This is a genomic window from Nocardia amamiensis NBRC 102102 (genome assembly GCF_001612745.1).
Taxonomy (GTDB): domain Bacteria; phylum Actinomycetota; class Actinomycetes; order Mycobacteriales; family Mycobacteriaceae; genus Nocardia; species Nocardia amamiensis.
In genome coordinates this window covers 1-18,886 of the sequence record NZ_BDBA01000170.1, presented here as the reverse complement: position 1 = coordinate 18,886, position 18,886 = coordinate 1, and the positions used below count along the sequence as shown (strand labels likewise).

General features: G+C 65.3%; 11 protein-coding genes. 5 read left to right on the top strand and 6 right to left on the bottom strand.

The features are described 5' to 3' along the window. The first annotated feature begins 37 nt into the window (after positions 1-37). The 4 genes from NA4_RS27475 to NA4_RS27460 all read left to right on the top strand — a co-directional run bounded on the left by NA4_RS27475 (position 38) and on the right by NA4_RS27460 (position 13,338). Positions 38-394: a DoxX family protein gene (locus NA4_RS27475; protein ID WP_067476226.1), complete on the top strand. Its 357-nt coding sequence runs from the start codon at positions 38-40 to the stop codon at positions 392-394. 386 nt (positions 395-780) lie between these two features. Further along, the gene (locus NA4_RS27470) at positions 781-1,956 is read left to right on the top strand and encodes an alpha/beta fold hydrolase (RefSeq protein WP_157129343.1); all 1,176 of its coding nucleotides are present in this window, start codon (positions 781-783) and stop codon (positions 1,954-1,956) included. 5 nt (positions 1,957-1,961) lie between these two features. Further along, entirely contained in the window at positions 1,962-4,178 is a 2,217-nt protein-coding gene (locus NA4_RS27465) for a hypothetical protein (RefSeq protein ID WP_157129342.1), read from the top strand. A gap of 13 nt (positions 4,179-4,191) precedes the next feature. Further along, the gene (locus tag NA4_RS27460) at positions 4,192-13,338 is read left to right on the top strand and encodes a hypothetical protein (RefSeq protein WP_067476217.1); all 9,147 of its coding nucleotides are present in this window, start codon (positions 4,192-4,194) and stop codon (positions 13,336-13,338) included. Between the two features lie 169 nt (positions 13,339-13,507). Here NA4_RS27460 and NA4_RS27455 read toward each other — a convergent pair whose 3' ends face one another. The 4 genes from NA4_RS27455 to NA4_RS27440 form a co-directional block, all read right to left on the bottom strand. Further along, positions 13,508-14,149 (bottom strand): NADPH-dependent F420 reductase, encoded by a 642-nt coding sequence (locus NA4_RS27455; RefSeq protein ID WP_067476214.1) that lies wholly within the window; start codon positions 14,147-14,149, stop codon positions 13,508-13,510. 50 nt (positions 14,150-14,199) lie between these two features. Continuing rightward, positions 14,200-14,544 carry a winged helix-turn-helix transcriptional regulator gene (locus tag NA4_RS27450; protein WP_067476209.1) on the bottom strand — a complete coding sequence of 115 codons (345 nt, stop codon included), beginning with the start codon at positions 14,542-14,544 and terminating at the stop codon, positions 14,200-14,202. A gap of 528 nt (positions 14,545-15,072) precedes the next feature. Beyond that, a complete protein-coding gene (locus NA4_RS40815) occupies positions 15,073-15,252 on the bottom strand; it encodes a hypothetical protein (RefSeq protein WP_157129341.1) in 180 nt (59 codons plus the stop codon). Positions 15,253-15,378: 126 nt separating this feature from the next. Then, on the bottom strand, positions 15,379-15,681 hold the full coding sequence (locus NA4_RS27440) for a hypothetical protein (protein WP_067476203.1): 303 nt from the start codon (positions 15,679-15,681) through the stop codon (positions 15,379-15,381). A gap of 297 nt (positions 15,682-15,978) precedes the next feature. Between NA4_RS27440 and NA4_RS27435 the strand changes: the two genes are divergently transcribed. Next, positions 15,979-16,851 carry an SDR family oxidoreductase gene (locus NA4_RS27435; RefSeq protein WP_067476199.1) on the top strand — a complete coding sequence of 291 codons (873 nt, stop codon included), beginning with the start codon at positions 15,979-15,981 and terminating at the stop codon, positions 16,849-16,851. Between the two features lie 275 nt (positions 16,852-17,126). Here NA4_RS27435 and NA4_RS27430 read toward each other — a convergent pair whose 3' ends face one another. After that, positions 17,127-18,626: an FAD-binding oxidoreductase gene (locus NA4_RS27430; protein WP_067476196.1), complete on the bottom strand. Its 1,500-nt coding sequence runs from the start codon at positions 18,624-18,626 to the stop codon at positions 17,127-17,129. 169 nt (positions 18,627-18,795) lie between these two features. Next, positions 18,796-18,886: SBBP repeat-containing protein (locus NA4_RS39525; RefSeq protein WP_157129340.1), on the bottom strand; the 91-nt coding region annotated here is incomplete at its 5' end.

The window sequence follows — 18,886 nt, the reverse complement described above, 5'->3', positions numbered from 1 at the left end:
GCATCAACCCTAGACACCGACAAGCAAGGAAATCGCCATGACCGCAACAACCATCCTCGCAGCTTTGATCGCGATCGTTCTCCTAGCGGCCGGTACAACCATGATCCTCGCCGTCAGCTTCCAACGCGACACCGCGGCGCACCTCGGATTCAGCATCAACGCCTTCCGCGGTATCGGCGCCTTGGAGCTGCTCGGCGCGACCGGAGTGCTCCTGGGGCTGACGATCCCCACCATCGGCGTCCTCGCAGCGGCGGGCGTGGTGGCACTGATGATCGGCGCCGCCGTCTCCCACCTGCGCGTTCGCGACAGATTTCACCAGCTGATCGCGCCGATCGCGATCGCGGCCATCGCCGTGGCGTATCTCGTTCTGATTGGGCAACAGGCAATTTCGTGAAGCGCAGGCAGCCTGCCCGCGGCACGCCCTGTCACATCCTACCGTCGTGCCGTGGGGCAGATCCTCGACGTAGTGCACGATCGCCTGTTCCTCGGCGCGGAGGCATCCATGGATCATGCCGGTGATCATTGCTGTGCAGCAGGACATTCCGGTGCGCCGCGTCGCCGCGCACGGTACCAGGTTCAGCACGAGCGAGGTAGACGGTTGAAGAAATCCAATTCGAAATGCTTGGGAGACACCGATCGGGGTCATTCATTCGACTGTCGTTCGAACGCTCGATGGCGGGAAAGTCGCCAAAGGTGTAGGGCCGGAGCAGGTTACAGTCCGGACAACGGGTGTATGAACAGCGTCACATCGAACCGATCGGACTGATACCGTATTTCGGTATGTGGGGTGACGCAGGAAAACAACTGGCAGTACTATTCATCCACGGCACGGGTACGCGGCCGAAGAATCAGAGCGAGAACCTCTCTCGTGTCCGGGAAGCATTCGATCGCCATGCTCTGCCGGGCAGGCTGACGTCCTTCTACTGGGGGCAACATCTCGGCGCCTCGTTGGCCTTCGACGGGAAGTCGATTCCGCGTTTCGACGAGACCGACGATCCCGATGGGATCGAGGACTACGACGATCCGACCGGCGAGGGCTACTGGGAGACACTGGCCGGTGATCCTTTTCATCAACTGCGCACTTGCCTGTCGGAGCGGGAAGTGCGAGGCACACTGGGTGACGAAGCGCGCCCCGGCGACCTGAGTATCAAGCGAATCAAGACATATGAGCCTTCACCGGAATTGCTCCGCACCGATATCGGTGATCACATTGCCGAGGGCGTCGACCACATAAGGCAGTCCAAGACATTCGAACGGGCAGCCCATCGAACGCAGTTCGGTGACCTCGTGCAGTTGTTCGCGCGTGCGGTGGTTGGATTCTGCCTGAACGAACTCGCCGTGCCCGACAAATCCTGGCCGAGCCTCGCTCTGCGAGAACAATATGTTCGGACGATCGTCATCGAGCTCGATGCGACCACATTGGGCGGACCACTGCAATGGATAGCGGCTCCGTTCGTGTCGTTGAAGATGCGCAAACGGGGCAAGGTCACACGCTCGGCGACACCGTTCATCGGCGACATCATGCGCTTCGTGCGCGATCCGTCGCCGTTCCGCGCGTCCTTGCGCGCCTGCCTGGACGGGCTGCCGGAGACCGATGTCGTCCTGCTCGGGCACTCGCTGGGCGGTGTCGTCGCGATCGACCTCGTGGTCAACGACCCGCACCCCAAGGTGCGCGGCGTGGTCACCATGGGATCGCAATCGGGGCTGCTGCGTGAATTCGACGTCATCCCGGTCGGGAACGCGAACATCTTCGACAGCATTCCCTGGCTGAATATCTATCACGGGCGCGACTACTTGTCGTATCTGGCCGCACCGGTGTTCTCGGAGGGAATGGTCGAGGACTATCGCATCGACGACTGGCAGCCGTTTCCGTCTTCGCACAGCTCCTACCTGAGGGCGGATCAGGATCTCATGTGGCGGAAGGTGCGTGAACTCGTCGACAAGGCCGTTCCGTGACCGCCGTGGACGACACGGTAGTGATCGCCGTCGGCATCGACTTCCCCGAGGAGGGTCCGCTTCCGGCGACGACGGGCCTCGCACGCCGCGCATTGGACTTCGCGAGGCTCGCGAGCGATCGAGGTGTGCCGAAGCGATTGATCTACTTGATGGTCGACGGAGACCACGAGGTCATCGCCGAGAGCAAACGTAACGATTCGGTGGTCGGATCGGTGCTGAGCGCCCATCGCACAGATTTCAGAAGACTGGTCGAGGCCGCTCGCTACAAAGTGGACTGCGATTCGGTCATCATCTATTGGTCCGGTCACGGGGCGGTCGGACGAGACGATGATCGGTGTCTGCTGTTCGCCGATGCGGCGACCACCGGGCAGTGCGTCACCGATGAGGAATTGATGGCATTCCTCATGGCAGAGGGGGAGAAAGGCGCCCGATCTCCGTTCACGCGAGTGATGCTGATAGCAGATGTCTGCGCAAACTATGATTCGTCACTCACCGATTCCGCATTGCGCAGCCATGGCAAATTCGACAAGAAATTCGAGCGAGTAGCGCTCTATGCGACCGCGAAGGGTGGTTACGCCTATCCCACCAGCGGATTCAGTCCCGCCATCATGAACTGGCTCGGCACCCTGCCGATATCGAAGTGGTGGAGTATCCGTCTGGATGAAGTCAAAGGACTCTACGACGCGCTGAAGGCTGATGAGAAAGGACAGCAGCCGTTCGCGGTATACGTGCACACCCGCGATGGTGAGGACACCCTCGAGCCCAAGCCGGATACGCCACGGCTGAAGCCCGCCGATCTGCCTCTCGAGCCGTATTCCGCCTACCGCATCGATCCGAGGAAGACCGATCCACTGTGGAAACCATGGGAAGCCGACCCGATACCGCTCGGTGAACAGGCGCTGGTTCGCCTCGACGTCGTCTTCACGGCCCGCCGAGCGCCATTTCGCGCCATGGTGGTCGAGAAGGACGGGGAACCATCATTTGTCCGCGCTCTTCCGAGCCTGGCCCGCGCACTGAAGGATTCAGTCGGTCGAGGAGCATCGATCACACCGCGCAACTGGCAGATTCTGGACGATGTCGCCTTGCGTGGCCTGAACATATCGACCGGAAACGAACTCCGCGCACGTCTACAACCGTCCGGTGCCGGCGAAGCGGTGCCACGCGGAGTGCTACTGCCTGTGCGCGACCGTGACTACGAAATCGACTGGAGCGATGTATGGCCGATGTTGGACGCCATATTCCCCGAATTCGCCGTCGTAGTCGCGTTCGTCGCGGGTAGCACACTCGAAGGCGTCCATACCGCTGTCGCGGCCGCTCAAAGCGCCGCGAACAGGCACGTGGCGGTTGAGGTCTACAGCAGGCAGGTGCCCGCGGGGCCCGTGGGTGTCGTAGCTGACGAAGTTCGATTCGAGAGCGATCCGCTTGCCTGGATTCTGGACGAGATCTCCGCGCGCCGCAAAGTCCTCTCGACGCGTGGCAAAGGTGTGCTCCGCAATCCCGTCGTACCGCATGTCCTGCCGGTACGGATAGTCGACGAGGTACTCGAGGCGTTGAACTCGGGCGCGCTCGACACGGCGAAAGAGACTGCGCTGCTTCGTAGTATCCGAGAGAGCCTGCCGGAACTCTGGTCGACGGTGGTCGAGGACTACGCGAGAGCCCGCGGTACACCCGGATGGGTGCAAGGATTGGTGGTCGCGGCCGAGATCAGAGCGGATCTGACCCGTTTTCTCGGTGAGATCATCGTCCGCCCCGACCGTGTACTGGAGAACCCGAACGCGGTTACCGGCTGGCTCACCGCGCCGCTGGTCGATCAGGTGGGCATGGAATTGCGACACCTCGCCGAAAAGGCCGGCCCGACACCGGACCGGAAGTCGTCGTTCGAACGCGCGTGGCGGCTGTGGCGTCAGCGCATGACACCCGCAGTCCGGGACGCGATCGAACGCAAGGCGAGTGCGGACTGGGACGTGCTTACTCCTCGACAGCTGGTCATGTTGTCACGACATGGATATCCCGCCCCCGAAGCCGCGCAGGCTGGAAACGAAATCGTGCGATGGGTGACCGTGGCACAGTCGCCCGCGGACGAGGGACTCGCACGATTGCCGGGTGTGAACGCGGGCGCTTTCGCCGCCGCGGTGTTCGACCCCGAGGAACCGCACCTTTCGGACCCGGAACGGTCCATCCACCTCGCTGGATTGCGGAACGCCGTAAACCCGAGCCTGTGAGAGGCGATAACGAATGCTACTGACAGACTGGTTCTTCGCCGTCAAGATCCGCCAGCAGCCCCAGGACGCGTCCGCGCTTCTCGAATCGCTGGCCGTGATCCGAAACCGGCACGCGCCCGCTGTGCTGCGCAGGTTCGCGCTCGAACATCTCGCCGACTGTGAGGAGTTGCCGCGTGCCTACGCCATTCCCGATCTGATCGAACTGCTGTTCACCGAGGATCTCGACCCCGATGTCGAGGCGGCCATTCGGGATATCGTCACGCGGACGGCAGGCCAGGCGCCGCTGGTCCGCACGCTACCGGAACTCGCTTCGGCGAGCGGCGGTGATATCGCCGCACGACTGCGGCACACACGGAATCGCAAGGTTCGGGGCACGATCGAAACCCCGTATCTCGAACTCTGCGACGTCACGGCGGAATTGGTGGTGTTGGCCGTGCTGCGCGAGGCCGCGCGCCGTGACAGCGACGCCGTGGACGGGCTCATTCGCGGCGACACCGCGCTGCCGGTCTTCACGGCCGCGCGCACCGGCGTACTCGGACGGCTGCCGTTCACGCTCGCGATCGAGATCCTGGCGGCGTGTGATGAGGAGGTGGACTCGTGGCTACCGGAAGTCAGCAGGCAGGGCGAGACGCGGACCGCATGGCTGGGGCAACCGGATCTCGTCGAACTGGTAGTGCGGCTGACCCCACCGCCGGACGGTGTGCGCGGACGGCTTCGTGAGGCGGTCACGTTCGAGGGTTTGGCATCGCTGGTCGGCGTCGAATCCGGAGGTAGCCCACAGCCGGACGTGGGTTGGCTCGGCTGTCCGTCCGAGGACGGATTCGCGGTGGCCCTCGTCCTCTGGCAGGCATTGCAGTGGGCGTATGCGGTGCGCGCGAATCCCGGACAAGCGGTGCGACACCTCGAGCATGTGTGGGGTGCGCCGAACCCGCTGTCCGCGGGAAGCCGGATCCCCGCAGCGGCCGCGTGGCATCCCGAGCGGGACCAAGCCCCGATAGCCTCGGCCCTGGCGCGACTGGCCCGATTGCGCGTGCCGCCCGCGATCAAACAGCCGCCGGAACTGACCGTTGTCACCGGCGATCCCGAGCAGGCCGACAGTGCGATGGTCCGGTCGCTGCACAGTCCCTGGTTGGACCGCCGTCTGGAGCGACAACATCTTGGGGATCCGATCGACGTCTATCCGAGGTCGCGCCGCCCCAACTACCATCGCGCGGACGATCACGTGGCGGTGCTGCGGTTGCTCGCCAGTGTCGAGCCGATGGAGATCGCTCTGCGCCACATGGGCACGATGTCCGCGGTACCCGACTACCTGCTGGCGCACTTGCTCAATGTCGGGGGTGCGCTGTCCAATGCCCGGCTACGGGCTCCGGTCCAGGCGATCAGGAACGGCGAGTTCGACTTCACGCGTAGATCCGCGTTCGACCATGCCGTGATCACCCTGTGCGTGCACACCGGCCAGGCGGTCGATCGCTTGGGGAAAGGGACGATAAACGAGGCAGTACCAGCCGCGCTGGTCGAATTCCTGAAGAAGAACGCCGGTCCGGAGGGACGATCCCTTCGGACCGGCTCGGGGCGGCCTTGGAATCCTCAGGAAGAATCCTTGTACGCCCAAGGCGCACTGCTGATATCGGCGCGCTGGGCCAAGGAGACGTTGTCGGGGCATGTCGACAACGTCTCGGCAAGGATCGCCGAAGGTGCGGGCACAGTTCCGAGTTCGGCCTCGGCGTGGTTCGACGGCGGTCTCTCATCTCCGGCCGCGGTGCTGGTACGGCGCTGTTTGGGAGAGTTCTGGGACTACGTCGAAGCGACCGAACCCGAGTCCGAGAACGAATCGATGTTCGAGGCGGCACTACTGGCCGCCGAAGCATTTCCGAGGCTTCTCACCCAATCCGGTCGTGCCGGGCAGTGGCTCACCCGATACCGAGCCTTCGACACCGAACCGAATCGAAAGCACTCGAAGATAACCCGGCGGGCTCCCCTGCTGGCCGAGTCGATGAGCGTCGCGGACTGGGCATCGCTCGGAGATCTGCGACTCGAGCGCTTCCAGGACGGCGCGGAACTATCGGTTCTGACGATTCGGCTGCTCGCGCTGCTCGCGGAGCAGGGCGTGCCCGACAGCCACGACTGGGTCGAGACGTGGCGACGAGTGATATCCCGCGTGAACAGTCCGGGGACCTTGGCGCGAGCGACACGCGCGGTACTTACCGACGTCCTTGCGGCGCGTCTGCCCGCGCGCCACGCGGATACGGTGCATCGACTGCAAGAGATCGTCGTCGACGCCGTCGTGGAGTTCAGCTACAACACGATCCACTATCAGTTCGGTCTACTCGACAAGCTCGAGAACGCGTACAACCTCGGTTCGGCTTCCCGCGAGGCGCTCGAGGTCCGGTGGTTCGAAGCTGCTGTGCGCCAGCTTCAGTACCAGGACCGCGGGGTGGACGCCGGGCCGTGGACCCGATTCGGGTGGTACGAGACGCGGTTGATGCGCACCGGCCTCGTCGAGGCGCTGGTGCGCGCGGCGCTGGAGCGGACCGAGCAGTCCGCCCCGCTGGTGCGCCAGCTCGCCGGGGTCTGGCAGGACACCCTGCATACCGCGTTGCCGATCATGACCGCGGGTGATGGTGTCGAGAGACTCGACGATCCCCGCAACGCCCTCAGCTACCAACGCCGCGGCGAGACCATGTACATCGGATGGCGCGGCGAACTGCCGCCGGGCACCGCCGTCGATCTGTTCCGCGGCGGGTCTTCTATCGCAGGGCCTTTCGTCGGCATCATCGCCGCAGTCGACACCGCGTCGGCACGGATATTGGTCAACCGCGGTGGCACCGATGTCGAATGGCGGCCGGCACCGGAAACCGTCGAAATCGGCGATCTGGTGACGCTGAGTCCGAGTGGCGGGGTAACGAGTCCGCGCCCGGTCGTCGGGCCGGTCCGCGATCGCGGCCTGGCCACCGTCACGATCGACCGACAGAGGCTGCGTCTGGTCATCAACGGTCTGGAAGTCACCGCAGACCTGGATGATCCGCGCGTGGCGGCCCAGTGGGATCCCGATGTGATGGCACTGGCCGAAGAGCGGGTGCCCACGCCGACGACCGAAGTCCGCTGGGACAAGGTCCACAAGATCTGGCTGCCGGAACGCAGAGCGTTCGCGCGATTGATCGTCGAGGAATTCGGCGCGGACCTGCGACGGCTCGTGACCGTCACAGTGGTGGAATCGACCGAATACGACGGTCGGCCGCTGCTTCTGGTGAGCGCGCGCCCCGGAGCGGTATACGAGATCCCGCACCGTGCCTGGGAGCCCGATTCCCGTGCGCTACTCGACGAGGTGCTGCGCGAGTCGAGGACTGGCAATACCAGTGCTGCAGGCATCAGGTTGACGCTGCGCCTGACCGAAGACGGCCACGATCCCCGCATCGCCCTCGCGGTGGACGCGCACGGCGCGGCCGAGTCAGCCGTCGACAAGCGAAATCTCCTGTGGCGAGAGCTTTTCCGATCTGGCGAACCGGTCGAGATATTCCGCGAAGGCGACGTCTGGTTCACGACGGTGGCGATACCGGACATGCCCGAACGTGTCGAAGTCGATCTCGGCGAGCAGATGATTCGGGGCGCCGTTCACGCACGAGCACGACTGGTCGCGGGCGGTTGGGATCTCCGGTCGCAGCGGATGGCCTGCGTGACCATGCAGTTGGTGCAAACACACACGCTGGATGTCGATTTCGACGATCTCGGCACACTCCGCGCATTGATCGCGATGTCGGTGGGCCGGACTGTAGTGCTGCGTTCCCTGATCGGCGACGTCGACGCGGGGCGGCTGCGCGCACGGACGACCTCCGACCAGGAGGTCGAAGTCGCCGCCGAATCATTGACGTTCGGGCCCGATTCGGTTCCGCGCACGAAGTACGACCACCGTCGTGCGGTGGTCACCGAGGTGAGTTTCGGTTCGAGCCGACAACAGTCGGCGACACCGTTCGAGTTCGATGTCCGCGTCGACGTCGCCGTGGAACCGGACACCGCGGCGGAGCTGTCGGGGATCATCTGCACCTACGGCCCCGACGACGAACGCAGCCGGATCTGGTTGGAGATCGACGGCCGAGCACTCACGCTGGAACTACCCATCTCCGGTTTCGATGAGATTCCCACGCACCTGGGCGATCTGGTGACACTGCGCCGGATGGAGGCGGGTTGGGTCGCCACCGCCTGCCATCGGAACATTCACGTACGAGCTCTGTGGTCCGTGGTGCATGCCGACACCGCAGTGCCGCAGGGCACCGTCCTGGGCAACGTGTCCGTACCCGGCACGGGAACGGTTGCGGCCGTCGAGGATCCGACCCTGCCGGTCATTCACTGCATGACCAGGCACGACGCCAATCCTTCTCACCTCTACGGCGCTCGGGTCAAGGAGGGCACGATCACCGAGGTTGCTCAGCGCGCGCACGGATCGCCCGAACGCGCCGTCGTCTGCCTGCACACCGGAGGATTCGATCTCTATGGTGAAGCCAAGCCCGGAGTGTTCCGACAAGGAAACCTGAGCTGGTCATCATCGTATCTCGTCGCGGAGAAGGTCTCTGGTTCCGATAGCGTCGGGCTGATCGATCTGCGTCGACTGTTTCAACCCGGCAAGGCGGGTCGACGGGGCGGTTCCGCGCCCGTGAGTTCGCGCAAAGGTTCGCAGAGCGCGGCGAGCCCGTCCTGGTGGGACCGTTACGTCGCATGGGAGCGAGACGGACAGTACATCGTGACCGGGCGATTCGACACCGACAGTAGGCGACCGAACCGAATCGACCTCACCGGGCTGGCCCTGGCCGATCCATCGACCACGAGTGCGGCCGATGCCGAAGCCATCACGTCCGTGCCGGTCGACAGGAGGGGTCAGCTGGCCTGGCTGGATGAGACCTACGACCGGAACAATGTCCGCGCCAAGGTCGTGTGGTCACAACGGGACCGCAGCTGGACGGCCTCGTGCATGGCGGTTCCGCCCATGTCGGTGCGGGAGTTCGAAGGACACCTCCGGAAGTCAAGGAGGGTCGTTCACCGCAAGCCGATCGACTTCCCGATTCGCTTCGCCGGTCGTACCAGGGGCGGCTCCTACCGCTTCGAATGGGGGTACGGGTGGACCATGGTCGTGCCCACCGAGCGGCTGGTCGTCGGTGATTCCACCGGCTGGCAACCCTTCTTCGGCGATTTGATCACCAAGTTCGCATTCGATACGCGTCGGATCGGGGAACGCCCGGTTCTGTGCGTCGTCGTCGAGCCGCGTGATGTCCGCTGGGGCGTAGAGCAGTACGTCTGGGAGGACGCGAAGCGGCATATATTGCACCAGGTCCGGGTCCTTGTCTATCCGCGCAGTGGCCGGGTCCTGGTGACCGGGGTGAAGACTCGCAATCACGATATCGGCGGCGGTACCCATCAGCGCCACCTGCGTCTGCGCAACGCGCAGTTCGATCCGACCGAGCGCGAGCGGATCACCGCATTGTTGACGCAGCGGGAGCGAGCCGACGACAAACCCGTACCATTCGACGTATACGCGCGAGTTGATCTGACCCTGCACCCCAACGAGAACCGCGGCCTGCGCCTCAAAGCCGTCACCAGTGAGGCCACCGAGGAAAGCAGGATTCCGCAGCGCGGAGAGTACGTCTTCCTGGTCGCCGGAGTGATCGAGGAGAAACAGTCGAAGGGAAATGGCAGCGGCAACGACTATCTCGTAATGTTCAGATCCCCGCCGGGAGTGCGTGGTTGGGACGAGGCACGACGGCTGCGTGTCCGGGTCAACCGCCGCCAGTTCTCGTTCCGGGAGTCCACCCTCCGTGTCGCCTTCCGTGACGATCCCCAGACGTTCGTCGGGACGCCGATGTTGGTACGACTGCTCGAGGAGACCGATGATCGGGGCCTGTGGTCCGGCGATCTCATCAGCGCACCCGATCGGTCCACACACCATGTGAATCGTTGGCTGGCGGCCGTCGGCGAGGCGCAGGTGGTCGTGGGGCGTCTCGACGAACAGCGCACCAGAGGCGGACAGGTGAAACTCAGGCAGCTCAGGGTCGAGATCATGCCGGGGGTACTGTTCTCCTTCGACGTATCGAACCGCGAATATCTGCCGAGGCCGGGGTCGATATGCAGTCTCGAGCGTGGGCAGAGAGGCTACGCGCTCAGCCAGATCATCGAATCAGAACAGGATTTCATCCCTGATACGGGCCGACCGGCCCTGGTCTTCCTGAAAGACGACACCACGTGGCAAGCGGGCCGCAACGATCGTTGCGATATGACGATCGCCGGTCTGCCGTCGATTACGGTGTCGGACCCGGAGATCGCCAGACAATTCTCGTATCGCGAACACCCACGGTTCGCTGTCCTGGCTCGCGATCGGCGCAAGAAGCCGACCTTGTCCGCGAGCACCGTACGCGCCGGGGCACTGCGCACGAACGAGTGGAACGCACCGTTGGTGCGGCCGGCCCGCGGGTCGGCCCCGCTTCCGACCGAAAGCAAGCCGAGGTGGCCCCAACTCAGCTTCTGGGACGGCGATGCGAACGATATCGCCCGGCACGCCGAGCGCGGCGAGTGGCGGTATCACGACCGCACCACCGGCTACTGGCCGAGGGGTGCACGCAGACCGCAGTTCGCACCGCTGCCCGATCCCGTGTCGTCGGCCGACGGGCCGTTGTTCTTCACCGACGACTGGACGTTGCGCTATCCGGCTGCCGACCTGGTGCGCTTCGGCTACCCGGCCACGGAGATCATCGAGAGCGGTCTGCCGGGAGACGGCGGCTGGTATCCCGTCGCAGGCGCCACCACGACCGCGGTGTGGATCGAGCTGTCGCCGGGACGTGTGGTCAAAGTTCCGGGAAATCTGCTGTACGCGAGAACATCCCGACGAGCCAGTCTGCGGTCGTTCCTGTGGCGGATCTTCGCCCCCGGCGACCGGGTGGAGATATTCCGCAGATCTGCGCACGACGGGCGGATGTCGAGTCTGGACCTGCTGAACTGGAAGCAGGGTCCGCGCGGATACTTCCACGACGCGCACGTCCTGTTGCCGCTGCGCGAGCGACTCGGTCGCGGAGTGGTGCTCGGCGACGGGCGATGGCGATTCACCTATCCGCTGGTGGGCCGGACCAAGGAATTCCCGGTCGACCGACATTGCTGGCTGACATCCGACAACAGCCTCGAACCGGCCGAGGCGCGCACGGTGACCGACGGCGATGTGGTGTTCTTGAGCTTCGACGAACGAACGGAACGCTTCGCGGTCGGCGGAATAAACAATGCTGCAGTGCATTTCAGCCCGAATTGGCGAAGCCAAGAATGGTTGCGGCTGCTACTGCTCGATCCCGAGACCAGAGCATCGACTTTGCGGGCGCTCGGCGGAAGCTACCCCGCCCGCGTGGCCGATGTGGCCTCGCAGGAGAACGGAATCCATGTCACGCTCGGGCCTACCGGCTGGAACGGTGGGGCCAGGGCACTCTCGGTGGGCATGGTCATCTCGGCGCGGACGCTGGGCATGGTGGACGCGCGCCGAGTTCTGGTTCGAGGCGGCGCGTTGTTGCTGCTGATCGACTTCGATGATCTAGTGCTCGGCGTGCCGGAAGCTGCCCGCTCGGCGGTCGTCACCGGACTCGATCACGAGGACCGGCCCGTGTGGTTGGAGTGGGACGGTCAGCGGTGGCGGTCCTCGACGGTGGACGCCACGGCCGACCTCGAGGTCGACGTGGTGGCCGATGCTGGTGCGCACCGCGGCATCGTGGTGCGCGACCGGGCGTCGTCCGCACTGCTGTGGCTCGACCTCGACGATGTCGGACTCGTTCCCGCGGCACCCAGCCCTGCCGTGGCGAGTGCGCTCCGGGAGTTGAGTCGTCCGCTGAGGGTGTTCCGCCGCGCGGAGGGCGGGTTCGGCGCGATCGACACCGTCACCGCTGCCCACCTACGCCGAATCGTCACCAGGCAGACTGTGTCGGTACGGCCGCTGGCACAGATCGGATCGGATTCGGCCTACCACACCTACGTCGCGTCGGTACACCCCACCACACTGCTCATCGAATTGCGGTCGGAGACGGAGATCGACCACAAGGATCCGATCCGCGCCGAGGTGGTCGACGCCGGACCGGAATCGATCGTGGCCGTTCCCGCCGGCACCGCGCGAACCGAGATCGACCTGCCGATGTGGCTCGTCCAGGCCCTGCGGAAAGCCCATGACCACGGAAACTTCGACGCCGCGACCTTCAACGGGATCGCGGAGGAAAGGCTCGCGTCCTCCCTCGAGGCAGCGCGGTACGGGATGTCCGCTCCTACAGATGGATCGACCTCGGCGCTCGTCACGGCTGCCTGCGCGACGGTCCGTAGAGGCGAACTTCGTGCCGAATATGTCGGTACCGTGTTGCGGGCACTGGTCGGGTGGCTCGCCGAGTACGGCCGAATCCTGGTCTCCGCCCCCGTTGACGAGCAGTCCGGTGGCGAGATCGACGCCGTCCCGGCACTGTCGGCGATTCTGCTCGCGGACGCGATCACCCGAGGGCGAATCGTGACATCCGAGCGGCTCGGGCAGCTCACGGTCTATCTGGCTCATATCGTCGGTCTACTCGCGGCAGGTTCCATGCATACCGAGGTATTGCTTCGATCCTGGCTTCTGGCCCCGGATATCGGTATGCGACAGGGGCAATGGCTGCGGCTCAACAGCCTGGTGCTGTTCGGGCAACGGCTGGGCAGGACCTCGACCGGGGATGGTGAGAGATTCGACGGAACACTCAATTCCGCACAGCGTGAACAAGTCCTGGGCCTGTGTCAGGGTGTTTTGTCGCGCAGACATCGCCTCGACGACCGGTTCCTGATCGACACCGTCCTGGCCCTGCAATATTCGGTCCTTGCCTCGGATTCGCTGGATCTGGTGTGGCCCGCGTTCACACGCACGAACTGCGCGCGGATAGCCGCGCTGGGGCGCGGGCTGACACCCGGTGCGACGGTCTCGGTCAGTCAACCGCATCTGCACTCGGCCCAGATCACCGAATTCGAGTTGATCCTCGAGTCCGTGCTGTCCTTGCGCATACCGGTAACCCTGACCATGCGCAACAGGCCGCTTCCGACCGCCCGTGCGCGTGAGTGGGCTGCCGGGACGCTCACTTCGGTGTGTCGTGAGTTGGCTGCCGCGGCGGACGCGTACGACGGTGAACGGGGGTGAGGTGATGGGTTCGATGGCCAAGAGCCGACCCGAACTCCGCTCGATGATCATCGCCCACCCGACTGCATCCGGACTCCGGATCGCCACTCCGGATATCTGTGTGGGCGCCAGGTCGGCGTTATGAGGTCCCAGTTGCCCCTGGCGCGGATCATGCCTGCGAAGGACGTGGTCACCGCACTGCCGGTGCCTGGTCGTCGACCAGGTTGAACACCGTGCGTGTGGGAAGGCCGCCGAACAGTTGCGCGATGATGATCGCGGCACTCGCCTCCAGGTATTGCGCATGCCGCAGATCGCCGGTCGGCAGGGGAACCGCTCCGGTGTCCTCGATGAGTTGTCCGGCCACGCGAAGGGCGGTCGAGTCGTCGCCGCAGTACGGAACGGTGAGCGGACGGCCGTCGAATGTCATCGACGGCATGCGCCATACGTCAGCGTGACAGAGGTTGAAGGCCTTGACCACGTGTCCGCCGGTCGCCTTCGCGATCTGCTGCGCCATCGACTCGCCAGGCGGGGTGACAAGCGTGAATCCCTCGGTTTCGACGGGGTTGTTGCAGTCGATGACAGGCTTGCCGCGCAGGCCGTCCCCGATGCGTTCGAGGGTGTACTCCATCCCTTGGTACAGCACGGCGAGCAGAGCGGCATCGGCGTGCTGTGCCGCCTCCGGAAAGCTGCCGGCACGTACGCCCAAACGGTGGGCCAAGGCCGCGACCTTCTCGGGAGACCGTCCGGTGATCATCAGGTCGTGCCCGCGTGCGGCCCACTTGGCGCCCAGGGCCTCGGCCATCTTGCCTGCCCCGAAAATTGCGATTCTCATGCGGTCGAAGCTAGGGGGCCGTGGGGAACCTGACGGTGCCCAGCGACAGGTCAGGAATCCTGCCCGAATGCCAGTTCTTCGGCATGGTCCTCGGCCCAGCGCGCCAGCAGCGACACCGGCTCCAGGAGGCTCTTCCCGAGCGGGGTGAGCGTGTATTCCGTGCCGGGCGGCGCTGCGGCGAGGACACGGCGCTCGACCAGCCGTGACGCCTCCAGCTTGCGCAGTGTCTGCGTCAGCATCTTCTTGCTGATGCCGCCGATACGGTCGCGCAGTTCGCTGTAGCGCTGCGGTCCGTCGCCGAGCCCGAAGATCACCACCACGGACCAAGTGTCGGCAACCAGGGCCAGCGTGGTGCGGGCGGGGCAATCGGCGAGGAAGACGTCGTAGTCACTCATGGAGTAGGGCCGTTCATTCTGTGGACCGATCCGGCGACTAGAGCCTATCCATGCCCGATGCCGACGCCGCTGATGGCCTTCTGCGCCAATACTTCCCACGGACCAGTGACCTGTGAACTCATGGTGCCGCAGCGCTCCGAGCACCGATCGGTTTCGACCCTGCGCAGCACAATCGCCTGATCCGTGGTCGAACGGCAGCTCGGTGGCAAACATTGCGGCCGGTTCGCCCCCGATGCACTGCGGGCGGGGCTAGCGTGGGGGTATGGCCAGAGCTGGTGGCCGCCTGATCGGTTCCGTCGCCTGTCCAGTAGACGACAGACGAGACTCTGCATGCACTGCCACACCCCGTCGACTGAAGGGGCCGCGATGTCGGCACACCGCCGCACCTACCTCGTCCGACTCGATCCGTGCATCCTCGGCGACAGCGCGCCCCCGCACGGGATCCGGGTGAAGCTCTGTGACTGGCTGGAAACCACCGACGCCGAAGTCGTACAACTCTGCGGAGCCGACCGCGTCGTCATTTCCTCCTCACAGGAGGTGGCCCACCAGATCAGAGACCTCGAGTATGTCCTGGACGTCGAGCCACACGACTAGCGCGCCGGGAATGCGCCGGATACGGCGCCCGACCTGGACGGTGTGGTCGGCGAAGCGTTCGTAGTAGCGGCCCAGCAGCGTGAGATTCCTCGTGCTGGTCGTGCTGACCCTCACCTACACGGGATCTACGACAGGCCGACCGACACCGCCGTGGTGCTCTCAATCCTCGCGCCCGCGCAGCCGACTGCCCCGCCGAAGTCGTGCTTCCCGTTCGACTGCTGACCGCAAGACGAGCGCGGCTCAGGCTGTTGTGATGCCGTGTTCGTCCTCGCCGAACAGCAGAAGCTGCCGTGACCCTGTGGAGGGCGCGCCGATTCGGCGCAGACATCGGGCACAGGTGACGTCTGCTCGAGTTGGCGACAAGGCCGTCGGCGACCAGCCCGCGACACCGGTGTGACAGAGAAGCTCGGGCACTTCTTCGTTGCCGACCCATTGCCCGAGGCTGACCGCATGCACCGTCCGTCCGTCCCGCACGACGGCATGCACACCCGGGGCGCCGAACACGGCCCGGGCGGAGGCCGCGAGCGGGGCAATGTCGGTCATGTGACCACAATACGGTCGGACACCGACACGGCAGACGGAGTTTCTGGCGGCTGAGCCGCGGCGGCGCTCTCTCGGCACTCCGAGTGACCCCCGCCGGCCACTGCGTCGACTCGTGGTGGCGCACGCCGTTCAGTATCGCGCCGGCCAGGATCGCGGTGGCCAGGATGGCGCGGGCCAAGTTCGCGCCGGTCAGCTTCGAGCCGGCGATGAGTCCGGCGGCCTCGTTGATGTCGCCGAGGTAGAAATAACGAATTCTCGTAATGTGGCGAGAAGGTCTTTATCGGAAGTATTCATGTCATGAGCAGCACAGAGATTCGCCCCGCCCGCCCGACCGTTCTCGTCACCGGCGCGACCGGCGCCGTCGGCCGCCACCTCGTCACCACCCTCCTCGCCCGCGGTGCCGTAGTCCGCGCGCTGACCCGCAAGCCGGAGAACGCGAACCTGTCCGCGGCGGTCGACGTCGTCGCAGGCGACCTCGCCGACGCCTCGACCCTCGGCCCGCAGGTGTTCAAGGGCGTCGATCGCGCCTTCATCTTCCCGGCACGCGGCATCGACGTCTTTCTCGACGCGGCCGTCGCCGCCGGCGTGCACCGCTTCACGGTCCTGTCCTCGCTGGCCGCGGCGATGGAATTTCCCCGTGACCGCGGCTCGGCAAGCCAGCTGCATCACAGCGCAGTCGAAGCCGCCGTCACCGATCGCACCGACGCGTGGACGATCCTGCGCCCCGGCACCTTCGCCAACAACCTGCTCGAATGGCGGTGGCAGATCAGCTCGGGCGCACCCATCCGCGCACCGTACCTGGCATCCGCGCAGGCGCCGGTGCACGAATACGACGTCGCCGATGCCGCCGCCGAGACGCTGCTGTGCGACGACCACATCGGGCAGACGATCCCGATCACCGGCCCACAGACACTCACCCGCACCGAGCAGGTCGCCACGATCAGCGCCGTCCTCGGACGACAGATCCCGCTGACCGAGATCACCCCCGACGAATTCCGCGCCGAGACAGCGCAATTCATCCCCCAACCGATCATGAAGATGCTGCTCGACTACTGGAGCGACACGCTCACCACCCCCGACCAGGTACGTCCCGCCACCGCCGTGACCGGCAAGCCTGGACGCACCTTGGCGGAATGGGCCACCGACCACCGTGCCGACTTCGGCGCCTGACCACTCCACCGACCGCTCGGACCAGCCAGGCCGCCCGCCAACCCGGCCCCGCAATCCTTACCGGCTGCAGCCCTGGACGCGGCGACACTGCGGCGCGCCCGCGGATGGGCGGTGCTGCGCGCCTTCTCCGGCATCTTCATCGGAGACGCCGGGGTCCACGGCCACCCTGGTGGCAAGCCGACATGGGGGTCCACCCGCCCAGGCTGCACTGCGACGGCCTCATCGCCACCCACCGCCGATCAACGGGCATCCCCAACGCTTCAGAAGACGGTCGATCAGTGTGACGCGGGCGGGATGCTCTGCTCGTACTGGAAGACGTTGTGGGGGTCGTACTTCGCTTTGATCCTGCGCAGCCGCTCGAAGTGCTGGCTCCCCCAGTAGGCGGTCTGCCACTCTTGCATTCCGACGTTCGGCACGTTGACGTAGGCGCCGTCCGCGTAGGGCCGCAGCGCCTGGCTGAACTCAGCGGTCCAGGCCTGGGCCTGCGAGGTCAGCGGGTCGCCGACGCCTGGTTGTGTTGAACGAGTCCCCCAGGCCGCGCCGATCTCGCCGTAGAAAAGCGCGTCGCGATGCGCGAACGCCGTGCCGCCGGGGGGCTCCCTCTTGATCGCCCCGCCGAAGGCATCGACGAAGTAGTTGCTCTCCTCTGTGGGAGCGTTTCGCATGAAGTCGCCGATGATGTCGATCGCCTTCTTCGGGAACCGCTCTTTGAAGAACTCCGAGAAGAACTTCCAGTTCGCGGGCTCTTGCTCGAGCGGGAGCTGGGCTCCCGCAAAGATGTCGCCCCAGTTACCGACCTGCACCGTGACATCGGGCGTGCCGACCGACAGGATCGGAGCCAGCATCTGTCTGGCCTGTGCCGCCGCCCCGTCCACAAGCCACGCGGACAGCAGGATCTGGGACTTGTGGATCTCGAGCTCGGATCCCAGACGGCTGTCGGCGGACGGTACCGTACGCTGCCATGCCTCGAAGACCCCGTACAGGTCACCGAGTCCATCCCATGTCGCCTGCACATAGGCGAGATGCTCGAGCGGATACACCTTATAGGTGAGTTGTGTGACGATCCCGAAGTTGCCGTTTCCCGCCCCGCGAAGCGCCCAGAGCAGGTCCGAGTGGTGCTGCAAGTCCGCGTTGATCACCTCGGCGCCGTCGTGACCCGCCGGGACGACGACCTCGGCCGCCATCAGGCTGTCGCAGGCCATGCCGAGCCAGCGGTTGAGGGGCCCAAGGCCACCGCCGAGCGTCGCACCACACAAGCTGACGCTGCCCTCGCTCCCGGTTGTGACCGCAAAGTTCTGCTTCGCGAGCGCCGTCACCCCTTCCAGTTGGTTCACCCCGGCACCGACCGTCGCGATACGAGCGCCGGCGTCGATCTGGACCGACTTCAGCTGGCTGACGTCGATGACGATGCCGTTGTCGACGTTCGACCAGCCTTCCAGGGCGTGGCGGCCGCTGCGCACCCGCACCGCGATGTTGTGCTGCCGCGCCCACGTCAGGGCGTTCACCACGTCCTGGGTTTCCTGCGCGAAGACGATGACCAGCGGATAGTGGGAAAAGAGCTGGTCCCAGCCGAGTCGCGCATCCGTGTACGACGCCTCACCGGGGCGGACGATGCGGCCGGTCAGCGTCGCGGGCGGGCCTCCCGGGCTTTTACTCGGGTGGTCCGCGGCCTCGATATCCGGCGTGTCTGCGGCCGCAAGGCCCGAGACAACGACTGCTCCGACGCCGGCGGCCGCCGACGTCCTGAACAGGTCACGGCGAGAAAGATCGTTCAAGGTTCAGATCCTCTCAATCGGGCTACGCCAGTACCTGGCTGTTTCTCGACCACTCCTCGATGGTTCCGAGCACCGCAAGGTCGACATCCGGGTCGGGAGGTTCGACGTCGAACCGCCCTGTCTTCCCGATCGCGGCACCGCTGCGATCGTGGTAGGCGGTCTGGGTGGTTCAGCCCGCCGGGAGTTTCACCACCGGGTCGGGGCCCAGATCGGTGACGTATACGTTGCCCGCCGGGTCGACCGCCAAGCCCTGCGGATTC

Coding starts and splice junctions, on each gene's coding strand:
- NA4_RS27475 (WP_067476226.1), top strand. CDS start 38: ATGACCGCAACAACCATCCTCGCAGCTTTGATCGCGATCGTTCTCCTA.
- NA4_RS27470 (WP_157129343.1), top strand. CDS start 781: ATGTGGGGTGACGCAGGAAAACAACTGGCAGTACTATTCATCCACGGC.
- NA4_RS27460 (WP_067476217.1), top strand. CDS start 4,192: ATGCTACTGACAGACTGGTTCTTCGCCGTCAAGATCCGCCAGCAGCCC.
- NA4_RS27455 (WP_067476214.1), bottom strand. CDS start 14,149: ATGAGAATCGCAATTTTCGGGGCAGGCAAGATGGCCGAGGCCCTGGGC.
- NA4_RS27450 (WP_067476209.1), bottom strand. CDS start 14,544: ATGAGTGACTACGACGTCTTCCTCGCCGATTGCCCCGCCCGCACCACG.
- NA4_RS27440 (WP_067476203.1), bottom strand. CDS start 15,681: ATGACCGACATTGCCCCGCTCGCGGCCTCCGCCCGGGCCGTGTTCGGC.
- NA4_RS27435 (WP_067476199.1), top strand. CDS start 15,979: ATGAGCAGCACAGAGATTCGCCCCGCCCGCCCGACCGTTCTCGTCACC.